Origin of the sequence: Kaistella solincola (assembly GCF_000812875.1) — a bacterium.
GTDB lineage: Bacteria > Bacteroidota > Bacteroidia > Flavobacteriales > Weeksellaceae > Kaistella > Kaistella solincola.
This window is the reverse complement of the sequence record NZ_JSYK01000002.1, coordinates 610,876-623,423: the sequence shown is the minus strand read 5'-3', so window position 1 is coordinate 623,423 and position 12,548 is coordinate 610,876. Positions and strand designations below refer to the sequence as shown.

Sequence of the window (12,548 nt, the reverse complement as noted above, 5' to 3'; positions counted from 1 at the left end):
AAAGCACGAAATAACCCGGAATTTTTAAATGGCAAAAAAACCAACATATCGCCCACAGAAAAAACTGACTTTCATAGACATTGTGAAAGGAAATTTTCTGAACCGCGACGAGGTAAAAATCCATTACCGCTATTTTGCCGTTGTTTTCGTCTTGCTGATGATCATGATTTACAGCAATCACCTGGTAAGCCAAAAAATCGAGCAGGTAAATGCGTTAAAAGAACAAACCGAAGAATATAAATCCCGAAACGCATATGCGCAAAGCCGGTTAATAAAAGTAAAACTAGAATCCGAATTAGGAAAAGAAATGGTGCAGGACTCGCTTTTGTCCTTAGAAAATCATCCACATAAAATATTGATAAAACTAGACAGTTTAGATGGCGGTGCAAAATGAATATGAAAAAAAACGTTCGAAAACGTTGCGTTGGGGCTACCTTTTTACAGGGTTTGCCTTCGTTTTGTTTGTCGTTTTTCTCGCCAGAATCCTGATTTTACAGAATTCAAATGTTCAGGAAATTAAAGATGATTACATCAATAATAATTACCGCGAAGCGACGCTTCAGGCTGCACGCGGAAATTTGTTCGCTTCAGACGGTTCAATTTTAGCAACCACCGTGATGCGTTATGATGTTTATCTTGATTTTAAAATCATTAAAGACACCGTTTATTCAAATAACATCGGCGCTTTAACCGATTCTCTTTCCAAGATGTTCGGAAAACCGAGAAGCTATTTCCGCGATCGTTTCGATCAGCAAAAAGCCGCACAAAACCAATACTATGCGTTGGTAAAAGGCTTGGATTTCGATGATTATGATCGCATCCGCAAATTTCCCATATTTAAAAAAGGTAAAAACCGTGGCGGATTTATCGTTGACCGAAAATATAAGCGTGAACTAGCGACCACGCAAATCGGTGCCGGAACCATCGGTATGGACAACGGCGCAGCAAAATCGGGTCTGGAAGGCGCTTTTTCAAAATATCTTACCGGAACGGACGGGACCCGGCTTGAACAGCGCGTAAATTCCAGCCAATGGAAACCTATTGATTACTGGAAAGTTAAAGAACCTGTAGACGGACAGGACGTTTACACCACCATCGATATCCGTATTCAGGACATTGCGCATTCCGCTTTAGAAAAACAATTAATAAAATTTGATGCTGAGCACGGTTCTGTGATCGTGATGGAGGTCTCTACGGGAAAGGTAAAAGCAATGGTAAACCTTCGCCGTACTGAACCCGAAATTTATGTTGATGCTTATAATTACGCTATTAAAGACAATATTGAACCAGGCTCGACTTTTAAGACCATATCATTACTGGCGGCGATGGATGATGGTTTTATTGATGAAAATACAACTGTAAATGTCGGAAACGGGGTTTGGACTTATGCGAAACAAAGAATATCAGATGGTCACGGTGGCGGAACTTATGAAATTTCAGATGTCCTGGCAAAATCCAGCAACGTGGGCACCGCCAAACTCATTACTCAGTATTACGGCAGTAATCCAGAGGTATTTTTAGATCACTTGAGAAAATGGAAATTGTTCGATAAGATGGATATTGAACTTCCTGGTATTACAAAGCCAAGAATTATAACTCCGAAGAGTAAAAGGTGGAGCCCCGGAGCACTGGCTTCAATTTCTTTCGGCTATGCAACTAATATTAACTTACTGCAACTCACCACCTTTTATAACGGAATTGCAAATAAGGGCAAAATGGTAGAACCTCTTTTTATAGAGAAAATTCTAAAAGACGGTCGTACACTGTATGAAGCGAAACCCAAAGTAATGGTAAATAAAATGGCGTCCAAAGATGCCATTGAAATGATGACAAGCGCCCTTACTAAAGCGGTAGAAAAAGGGACTGCAAAAAGTATTTTCACTCCCAATTTAAAAATGGCCGGAAAAACCGGAACCGCAAGATTTGAATATTGGTTGCCTGGCAAAATGAAATACAGAGCGTCGTTCGCAGGGTTTTATCCGTCCGACAATCCGAAATATACGTGCTATGTTATGGTCAGCGAGCCCGATACTTCAAAAGGTTTTTACGGCTCTACTGTTGCAGCGCCGGTGTTTAAAGAAATTGCAGGGAAAACCTTCCTGAAAACGCCGCAAAATATCGAGCAGGAAATGTTGGTGGACAAAAAAGTGGACCTCAGCAAGATGTTTAAACCAGCCGTAAAACTTGCGGGAAAAAGCAACACCATGCCTAATGTTACCGGCTTGATCGGCAAAAATATTATTCCACAACTCGAAAACCAAGGTTATCGTGTGGATTATCAGGGTGTTGGAAAAATCAAGGAACAGTTTCCGCTGGAAGGAACCATCATCAATAAAAATCAAAAAATTTACCTCACACTGCAGAATTAATTTCTGTGAATTAATATGAAATTAGAAGAAGTTTTAAACAGAGTTCCCCATCTAGAAATTTTCGGTGCTAAGGACCTGAATATTTCAGATTTAACATTCGACAGCCGAAAAGCAGTGGAAAACTCGATGTACGTGGCGGTTAAAGGAACGGTTTCTGACGGTCATGATTTCATTAATGCTGCAATCGAAAATGGTGCAAAAGCTATTGTCTGCCAAGTTCTACCAGAAAATTTAAAAGACAGCGTCACCTATATTTCAGTTAAAAATTCTGCGAAAATTTTAGGCCTTTTAGCGGCAAATTTTTACGGAAATCCTTCAGCAAAACTTAACCTCATCGCTATTACCGGAACCAACGGAAAAACTTCTACCACTACTCTGCTTTTCGATATTTTTAAAATTCTGGGCTTTAAAAGCGCCTTAATTTCCACGGTGGAATATCGCATCGATGAAGAAATAATTCCGTCCACACACACCACGCCTGACATTATCCGCTTAAACCAGATTTTGTCACAAGCGGTGTATGAAGGTTGTGAATATGCTTTCATGGAAGTTTCTTCGCACGGCATTCATCAATACCGAACCGAAGGTTTAAATTTCAAAATTGCAGGATTTACAAACATTTCCCACGATCATCTCGATTATCATAAAACTTTCGACGAATACATTAAAACCAAAAAAAGATTTTTTGATGAATTAAGTTCCGAAGCTATTGCAATTACCAATGTTGATGACAAAAACGGGTTGGTGATGCTTCAAAATACGAAAGCTGAAAAGAAAACTTTTGCTATGAAATCGATGGCAGATTTCCACGGAAAAATCACCGAAGTCGATTTTAACGGAATGCTGCTGAATTTTAACGGAAAGGAATTCTGGACAACTTTAACTGGAAAATTCAACGCGTACAATTTATTGCTTGCATACGCTGTGGCAGTTGAATGCGGTTTTCATGCGGATGATATTTTACCGGCTATTTCGCAACTGACGCGCGTAAAAGGCCGGTTTGAAACTTTTAAATCCGAAGGCGGAATTTTCTTCGTCGTGGATTACGCTCATACGCCCGATGCTTTGGAAAATATTCTGGATTCAATCAATGAAATCCGTACAAAAAACGAAAGACTCATCACCGTTTTCGGGTGTGGCGGCGACCGCGATGTAGCTAAAAGGCCAAAAATGGGCAAAATAGCAACCAAAAAATCTACGCTGGCAATTATCACTTCGGACAATCCGAGAACCGAAGATCCTGCGGAAATCATCAAAGAAATTGAAGCTGGTGTAGAGCCGCAGTTTTTCAGCAAATACACTTCAATCCCGGACCGTCGCGAAGCGATAAAAATGGCCATCAAATTTGCCGAACCAAAAGATATTGTGGTAGTTGCCGGGAAAGGTCACGAAACTTATCAGGAAATAAACGGAGTAAAACACCATTTTGATGATCAGGAAACCATTTTGGAACTGGCAAGACTGATGTCAAAGTAAATTATTGAAGAGAAAATTATAAACCATGTTATATTACCTATTCGAATATCTTACCGCTCACGGAATTCACGTTCCGGGAATGGGTATGTTTAAATTCATCTCGTTCCGGGCGGGGATGTCGGTACTATTATCGTTGATTATTGCATTGGTTTTTGGTAAAAAAATCATCAATTACCTCCGAAAAAAACAGATGGGCGAACTCGTGCGCGATTTAGGTTTAGACGGACAAAAGCAAAAAGAAGGTACTCCGACGATGGGAGGCTTAATCATCATTTTTGCCACGCTGATTCCGGTTTTGCTCTTCACTAAAATTTTAAATATCTACATCATTTTACTCATCGTTTCTGTGGTTTGGATGGGCGCAATTGGTTTTATTGATGATTATCTGAAGAAAATAAAGAAAAACAAGGACGGTTTAAGCGGAAAGTTTAAAGTAATCGGACAGGTCGGTTTAGGGCTGATTGTCGGTGTTACCATGTACTTTCACCAAGATATTACAGTGCAGCGGAAATATGCTGACGCAAAAGAAGTAAACCGCAATAACGTGGAAGCAAACTTTATGAAAACTGAAAAATCCACATTTTCTACCGTTCCGTTTGTGAAAAATAACGAATTCGATTACAGCGGACTTCTGTTCTGGATGACACCGGAAGACGCGCAGGAATGGGCTTGGATTGTTTTTATCCCGATTGTAATTTTCATCGTAACCGCCGTTTCGAATGGCGCCAATATTACCGACGGAATTGACGGGCTTGCGGCCGGAACCAGCGTCGTCATTCTGCTGACACTCGCCTTTTTTGCGTATTTATCGGGGAATATTATTTTCGCAGATTATCTGAACATCATGTTCCTCCCAAATATGGGTGAAACTACTATTTTCACGCTGGCACTTGTCGGGGCAGTTATCGGATTTTTTTGGTACAATACCTACCCGGCGCAGGTTTTTATGGGCGATACCGGAAGTTTAATGCTCGGCGGCGTTATCGCAGTTCTTGCCATTATTTTACGAAAGGAACTTTTGATCCCGGTTTTATGCGGAATATTCTTAATTGAAAACCTGTCAGTCATGCTGCAGGTTGCGGTTTTTAAATATCGAAAAAGAAAATACGGCTTAGAATACGCACAAAATAACAGACTGTTTAAAATGTCGCCGCTTCATCATCATTATCAGAAAGAAGGTTATCACGAAAGCAAAATCGTGAACCGCATGGTGATTATCGGGGTTTTGTTCGCGATTATATGTTTAATTACTCTTAAAGTCAGATAAAAAAAATGAAAATAGTTGTTTTAGGTGGCGGGGAAAGTGGTGTAGGCGCAGCATATTTGGCAAAGAAGAAAGGCTTGAATGTTTTTCTTTCGGATAAAGGTGTGATTAAAGATGAATACAAAAAACAGCTTATCGATGCTGAAATTGAGTTTGAAGAAGGTAAACACGATGAAGCACGGATTTTAAAAGCAGATTGGGTTATAAAATCGCCCGGAATTCCGAAAAAGGCTGAAATTATTTATAAAATCAACCAGAAAGGAATTCGATTATCATCTGAAATTGAATTTGCAGCAGAATTTACCACAGCGAAAATCATTGCAATAACCGGAAGTAACGGAAAAACCACGACAACATCGCTTATTTATCACATCCTGAAAAACGACGATTTAAAAGTTGGATTGGCTGGAAACATCGGAAAAAGTTTTGCGCGCCAGGTTGCTGATGAAAACTTCGACTATTACGTTCTGGAAGTAAGTTCCTTTCAGCTTGATGACATTCAAAATTTTCGGCCTTTTATCTCGCTTTTATTGAATTTAAGCAAAGACCATCTGGACCAGTATAATTACAACTACGACGAGTACGCGCTTGCAAAGTTCCGCATCGCGGAAAACCAGGAGAATGATAATTTTTTCATCTACAATAAAGATGACGAAATGAGCATGAAAATTTTGGAAAAATTGGCCATTAATGCAACCAAAATTCCGTTTTCAACTCACGAAAAACTTCCGGAGGGAGGCTTTATAAATAAAGACAAAATTGTGGTGAAAATAGAGGAAGAATTTTCAATGAAAATCGCGGAACTCGCCTTGGTTGGAAATCACAATATTGCAAACAGCCTCGCAGCTTCAATTGCTAGTAAAATCCTGCATATCAGCAATGAAAGTATACGGAATTCTTTAATGACATTCCAGGCGGTTGAACACCGTTTGGAGCAGGTTGCGAAAATCAACGGCGTGACTTTCATTAATGACAGCAAGGCAACGAACGTAAATGCGTCATATTTCGCGCTCGAAAGTATGAATCAACCCACCGTTTGGATTGTTGGCGGCGTGGACAAAGGAAATGATTACACCGAAATTGAAGATTTGGTGAAAAGAAAAGTAAAAGCAATTGTGTGCTTAGGAATTGATAACCAGAAAATTATCGACTTTTTCAAGGATAAAAAAGATTTGATTTACAGCACTTCCAGCATGCAGGAAGCGATAAAAGTTTCAAAATCTTTGGCGATAGAAGGTGACACTGTACTTTTATCACCTTGCTGCGCGAGTTTCGATCTTTTTGATAATTACGAAGATCGCGGAAATCAGTTTAAAAGCGAAGTTTTAAAAAATAATGAAAAAATCCTCAACTAAAAATGCAGGACAGCGATAACAAATTCGAACTGCTGAAAGGCGATAAAGTGCTGTGGAGCGTCATCTTACTGATTTCGTTCTTCTCCATATTTCCCGTCTATTCCGCAAGTTCTAATTTGGAATATATTGTAAACAGCGGAACTACCACTTCGCACCTCATCAAGCACACTTTCTTCGTCGTGCTTGGTCTCGTGATTATGCGGTTTGTGGGTGTTGTAAAATACGAATATATCGGCAAGCTCAGCAGTATTTTGTTAGCATTAACAGTGGTTTTGCTTCTACTGACTATGGTTTCGGGGCAGACAATTGACGGAGCTTCAGCTTCGCGTTGGTTAAAAATTCCGGGCACTCCGATTTCCTTTCAGCCTTCGTCGTTTGCCTATCTGATGTTGGTAATTTATCTCTGCAGATATTTAACCAAAAAAATAAAAAGACAGCGCCTCCCGATCGAAAATATATTCTACGTTTTCGGGCCTGTTTTGCTGGTTTTTGGTCTTGTAGCAAAAGATAACGGTTCCACGGCTTTAATGATTTTAATGGTTTCGATGATCGTAATGTTGGTTGGCCAGCTGGACCGTAAATATATTTTTGGTTTCGTTGGATTATCTTCAGTGGTGATTGGAATTTTCATGTTCTTAGCTTTAAAAACCGATTTAATCGGAAACAACCGTGTACACACGTGGATGAGCCGTGTGGAAACCTTTACGAAAAAAGATAATCAGATTGAGGATGAAGCTGATAAAGCAAAAAATTACCAGATTATGCAGGCAAAAGCCGCGATCGTTCACGGCGGCATCGCCGGAATGGGACCTGGGAAAAGTGCTTTGAAACAAATGCTTCCGCAGTCTGCTTCGGATTTTATTTTCGCAATTATTGTGGAAGAATATGGTTTTATTGGCGCCACGTTTTTAATCGCGCTGTATTTAATAATGATTATCCGAATTGTGATGATTGCCAGCAAAATGCCGGCTTTTTTCGGAAGTTTACTTGTGCTGAGTCTCGGCACAATGATATTCGTGCAGCTTGCAGTGAATATTGCGGTTGCTATTAATTTAATTCCTGTGACGGGACAACCTTTGCCCTTAATCAGCTACGGTGGAACCTCAATGTTGGTGACTTATATTCAACTCGGAATTATCCTCAATGTAAGTTCCAGAATCCAGGTTTATGATGAAGAAGGAATGGGCAAAAAACAAAGTATTGAAGAAATAAATGATATCGCATAACCGATGAGCAAAATACTTAAAATTCTAATGAGCGGGGGCGGAACCGGAGGACATATCTTCCCGGCCATTGCCCTTGCGCAGGAAATCCAGAAACGGTTTCCGACAGCAGAATTTCTGTTCATCGGTGCCGAAGGCAAAATGGAAATGGAAAAAGTTCCGCAAGCCGGTTTTAAAATCGTCGGTTTAAATATCGCTGGATTCGACCGCGGAAATCTTCTGAATAATTTCAAATTACCTTATAAACTGATTTCGAGTTTAGCAAAAGCGCGTAAAACCATTAAAGAATTCAAGCCCGATTTTGCTATCGGAACTGGCGGCTTTGCCAGTGGGCCGGCGCTTTATATGGCGGCAACTTCGGATATTCCGATTTTTGTTCAGGAACAGAATTCCTTGCCCGGAAAAACCAATATTTTTCTGGGAAGAAAAGCAAAAGCGGTTTTCACGGCTTATCCGGCGATGAATCATTTTTTTCCGCATTCAAAGACCTTTTTTTTCGGAAATCCCGTCCGGAAAAATATCATTACCGATTTGGAAGAAACTTCGCAAGCCAAGAAAAAACTCGGTTTAAACCCCGAAAAACTGACGATACTTTCGGTTGGTGGTTCTTTAGGTTCAAGAACTTTAAATAATGGCTGGCAGGAAAACCTCGGTAAAGTGATAGAAAACGGTTACCAGCTTATCTGGCAAACCGGAAAACTCGATTTTAGTAATTTGAGCCAAAACGAAAAAATTTCCTCTTTTAGGGACCAAATTTTATTAAAAGAATTTATTTCAGATATGGCGCTTGCTTATTCGGCGGCAGACGTTATTGTATCGCGCGCCGGCGCAATTGCAATTTCAGAATTGGCGATGGCGCAAAAACCTTTGCTTTTGGTGCCGTTTCCGTTTGCTGCAGAAGATCATCAAACCAAAAATGCCCAGACTTTGGTTGAAAAAAATGCCGCTAAAATGGTAAAAGATTCGGAAATGACAGAAAAGTTCTGGAAGACTTTGGTGGAAATCTGCGAAGATGAAAACTTGAGAAAAGAAATGTCTGATAACCTGAAATTTTTCGCAAAACCAGATGCTACAGAAGAAATTGTGGGCGAAATCTTCTCTATATTAGATATCAAATCATTATGAAACCGTTAACCACATATCAGAATTTCTACTTCGTTGGGATCGGCGGCATCGGGATGAGCGCTTTAGCGCGCTATTTCAATGCGTCGGGAAAAAAAGTGCTCGGTTACGACAAGATGCCGACAAAACTGACGGAAGCGCTGCAGTCTGAAGGAATTGATATTGTTTTTGAAGATGTAATTAATGAAAAAATCAACGGTTTAACACTGGAAAATACGTTGGTGATTTTCACGCCTGCAATTAAGAAATTAGAAATTTTAAGCCATTTTAACGCCCAAAATTTTGATATTTTAAAAAGAGCGAAAGTTCTCGGCATGATTACCGAAAAAACCAAAAGCATTGCAATTGCCGGAACGCACGGAAAAACCACGACTTCATCTTTGGTTGCGCATCTTTGCAAAGAAGCAAATTTGCCATTTTCATGTTTTTTAGGCGGAATTGCCGAAAATTTTAAATCGAATTTTTTCTTCAACGGCGATGAAATTTCAGTGGTTGAAGCTGATGAATATGACAGAAGTTTTCTCACCCTTTCACCGGATTGGGCGGTAATAACCTCAACCGATGCTGATCATCTCGATATTTATGGTGACAATGCGACAATCCAAAAAGGATTTCAGGATTTCGCAGATTTAGTTCCGTCCGAACAGCAGCTTTTTGTAAGAAAAGGAATAGACATCGGTCGTGACGCGAAAACCTACGCTGTAAATGAAGTAGCAGATTTTTATTCGGATAATATCCAGGAAAAGGGCGATAAAATTTCCTTTGATTTTCACCATGGTGAGAAAAAAATTCCGGGCTTTTTATGGGAAATTCCGGGAATTCATAATGTTGAAAATGCCACAGCCGCAATAGCTTTATTAAATTCTTTCGGTGTGGATTTCGAAACTTTAAAATCTGGAATTGCCAGTTTTAAAGGAATTAAAAGACGTTACACCAAACATCAGTTCACAAGCGGGAAAATTTATATCGATGATTATGCGCATCATCCAACTGAACTTAATGCGGTAATTGGCTCAATAAAAACCTTTTATCCTGAAAAAAAATTATTGGTGGTTTTTCAGCCCCATCTTTTCAGCAGAACGCGAGATTTTGCTGATGGTTTTGCGGAAAGTTTGGCTAAAGCAGATCAACTTATTTTGCTTGATATTTATCCGGCGCGTGAACTTCCGGAAAGTTTCGACGGAATAACTTCCGACTGGTTATCGGAAAAAATAGAACTTAAAAATAAAGAAGTTTCTACCCTAACGGACGCTTTTGATAAAATAAAAGAAAAGGATTTTGACGTTTTGCTGACGGTTGGTGCCGGAAATATCGACACTTTGTACGACGGAATTGTAGAATGGCTTTCTGAGAACGAATGAAAAAGAAATTCAGAATATTAAAAATTTTAGTCACAGTAATCACTTTCGGATTTCTGTTGAGTTTCTCGTTGAAAAGATTCAATGAAAAACCGATGGAAAAGGTTTCGGTGAAGATGACGGAAACCAAAGAACCGGTTTATTTTATTGACGAAAAAGAGGTAAAAGAGCTCGTAAAAAAATCGAATCCAACGAAGAAAGTGGGAGATATTAATATTCCGGAACTTGAAAAGAAACTCAACAATCTTCCGGGTGTGGACAGCGCGAATGTCTATCTAAACCTTAACGGAAATCTGAATTTAAATATCAAACAGCGCGTGCCTGCTTTCCGGTTGACTAAAAATGGTGAAGATTTCTATGTTGATGAAAAAGGCGTAGAATTTCCGATTTCGAAAAACTATTCGTTTCCGTGTATGCTTGTAACAGGAAATGTGAAAAAGGCGGAATATGTGCAGCTTGCAGAACTCATCAATAAAATAAATAAAGATGATTTCAGCAGGAAATATTTCATCGGTGTTTCAAAAACCAAAAACGATTATAACCTTTTAACCAGCGAAGGAAATTTTAAAGTTGAAATAGGTGATCTGGAAAATATCGACTTGAAAGTAAAAGGTTTTAAAGCTTTTGTAAATAAATATCTGATTTATCAGTCGCCGGAAAAGTATACGAAAGTATCTTTAAAATATGATAATCAAATCGTTACGACTTTAAACCCATCATTCGAGGAAAACGACAGCATTATTTCCGTAGGAAAAAAAGAATTGGCAAAATTGCCGGTTATAGCGGAGAGAAAAGAAAAGGCTGAAAAGAAAAGCAGTGTTTCTGCAAGTTCGGCAAATACGAAAAAAACGGCTAAAAAGCCGGTAAAAAATACAGTGGCAGAGGCTAAATCAGAAAAAAAAGTCGCTATAACGCCGGAAAAAACTGAGACAAAGCGCAAAGCCACGGTTAAGGTGGAGTAAAGAAAATGTTAAAAATCAAATCGACATAAAATGGAAAATCACGAGTATTCAGTAGGCTTAGACATCGGTACCACAAAGATTGTGGCCATTGTCGGCCGACGAAACGCCCACGGAAAAATCGAAGTCCTCGGCGTTGGAACCGCAAAAAGTTTGGGTGTGCACAAAGGTATTGTGAATAATATTTCGCAAACCATACAGTCTATCAAGTCTGCAGTAGCACAAGCCCAGTCCAGCGCCGAAGTTCCCATCCACAAAGTTACGGTAGGTATTGCGGGCAAACACATCAGATCGCTGCAGCACTCCGACTACATCATGCGCGAAAATCCGGACCAATACATCACGGATGACGACATCGAGAAATTAAAAGATCAGGTAAAACAGTTGGTAATGTTACCGGGTGAAGAAATTATTCACGTTCTTCCGCAAGAATATAAGGTAGATTCACAAGGTGAAATTCAGGAACCTGTTGGTATGCACGGAACGCGTCTGGAAGCCAACTTCCACGTAGTTGTAGGCCAAATGGGCAGCATCCGAAACATTGCAAGATGTGTTCGCGAAGCAGGTTTAGTAATGGAAGCTTTAACGCTGGAACCTTTAGCCTCGTCTGAAGCGGTTTTAACCAAAGAAGAAAAAGAAGCCGGTGTGGCGATTGTTGATATCGGTGGTGGTACTACAGATATCGCGATTTTTAAAGACAATATTATTCGCCACACCTGTGTAATTCCTTACGGTGGCGGCATTATTACCGAAGATATCAAAGAAGGTTGTTCAATCATTGAAAAACATGCTGAAAAGCTCAAGGTAAATTTCGGTTCTGCAGTTCCCGAACTTGAAAAAGACAGCACTTTTGTAACCATTCCAGGATTACACGGCAGACCGGACAAAGAAATTTCTTTAAAAACTTTGGCGCAAATCGTAAACGCGCGTGTTGAAGAAATCCTGGAAATGGTGAACACTGAACTTAAAGCTTACGGCGCTTTCGAACAGAAGAAAAAATTGATCGCCGGAATCGTATTGACTGGTGGTGGTTCAAATCTTCGTCACCTTCGGCAATTGGCAAATTACACCACAGGTTTTGATAGCAGAATCGGTTTTGCAAATGAATATGTGGTGAATGACAAAAGCCAGCTTTTAAAAGGGCCGGAATTCGCAACTTCTATCGGTTTGCTGATGGAAAGTCTTAAAATTCGCGATAAAAAAGGTGCACCACATCCTGTTGAAGAAAAAAATGCCGAAACAGCGCCGAAAAACGAAACACCGGTTGCAGTTGAAAACACCGAGCAGCAGGAAGTAATGACGCGTGAAGAACACATCGCGCACAGCGCCGAAAAAAGACGCAACAAACTGACCATCGGCCAGAAAATTATGGAAAGTGTAAAGAAATTCTTTGAAGAAGTTGAATAATAAAAAAACCAATAC

10 protein-coding genes are annotated in these 12,548 nt (G+C 39.8%); all 10 read left to right on the top strand.

What is annotated here, in order from left to right; all coding sequences use genetic code 11:
* Positions 1–28 precede the first annotated feature (28 nt).
* From OA84_RS03905 to ftsA, 10 genes are read left to right on the top strand one after another with little or no spacing between them, the layout of a single operon-like run.
* Entirely contained in the window at positions 29–394 is a 366-nt protein-coding gene (locus OA84_RS03905) for an FtsL-like putative cell division protein (RefSeq protein WP_039342503.1), read from the top strand.
* Entirely contained in the window at positions 378–2,369 is a 1,992-nt protein-coding gene (locus tag OA84_RS03900) for a penicillin-binding transpeptidase domain-containing protein (protein WP_039342500.1), read from the top strand. Before OA84_RS03905 ends, OA84_RS03900 begins: the two co-directional genes overlap by 17 nt.
* A gap of 15 nt (positions 2,370–2,384) precedes the next feature.
* Positions 2,385–3,845: a UDP-N-acetylmuramoyl-L-alanyl-D-glutamate--2,6-diaminopimelate ligase gene (locus tag OA84_RS03895; RefSeq protein ID WP_039342498.1), complete on the top strand. Its 1,461-nt coding sequence runs from the start codon at positions 2,385–2,387 to the stop codon at positions 3,843–3,845.
* A 25-nt stretch (positions 3,846–3,870) separates the two neighbouring features.
* A complete protein-coding gene (gene mraY, locus OA84_RS03890; protein ID WP_039342495.1) occupies positions 3,871–5,112 on the top strand; it encodes a phospho-N-acetylmuramoyl-pentapeptide-transferase in 1,242 nt (413 codons plus the stop codon).
* 5 nt (positions 5,113–5,117) lie between these two features.
* Positions 5,118–6,464 (top strand): UDP-N-acetylmuramoyl-L-alanine--D-glutamate ligase, encoded by a 1,347-nt coding sequence (gene murD, locus OA84_RS03885; RefSeq protein WP_039342492.1) that lies wholly within the window; start codon positions 5,118–5,120, stop codon positions 6,462–6,464.
* Between the two features lie 2 nt (positions 6,465–6,466).
* A complete protein-coding gene (locus tag OA84_RS03880; RefSeq protein WP_039342489.1) occupies positions 6,467–7,690 on the top strand; it encodes an FtsW/RodA/SpoVE family cell cycle protein in 1,224 nt (407 codons plus the stop codon).
* 3 nt (positions 7,691–7,693) lie between these two features.
* Positions 7,694–8,812 carry an undecaprenyldiphospho-muramoylpentapeptide beta-N-acetylglucosaminyltransferase gene (gene murG / locus OA84_RS03875; protein ID WP_039342486.1) on the top strand — a complete coding sequence of 373 codons (1,119 nt, stop codon included), beginning with the start codon at positions 7,694–7,696 and terminating at the stop codon, positions 8,810–8,812.
* Positions 8,809–10,170: a UDP-N-acetylmuramate--L-alanine ligase gene (murC, locus tag OA84_RS03870; RefSeq protein WP_039342484.1), complete on the top strand. Its 1,362-nt coding sequence runs from the start codon at positions 8,809–8,811 to the stop codon at positions 10,168–10,170. Before murG ends, murC begins: the two co-directional genes overlap by 4 nt.
* A complete protein-coding gene (locus OA84_RS03865) occupies positions 10,167–11,129 on the top strand; it encodes a cell division protein FtsQ/DivIB (protein ID WP_039342481.1) in 963 nt (320 codons plus the stop codon). The genes murC and OA84_RS03865 overlap by 4 nt, the downstream gene beginning before the upstream one ends.
* 30 nt (positions 11,130–11,159) lie before the next feature.
* Positions 11,160–12,533 (top strand): cell division protein FtsA, encoded by a 1,374-nt coding sequence (ftsA, locus tag OA84_RS03860; RefSeq protein WP_039342479.1) that lies wholly within the window; start codon positions 11,160–11,162, stop codon positions 12,531–12,533.
* Positions 12,534–12,548 lie beyond the last annotated feature (15 nt).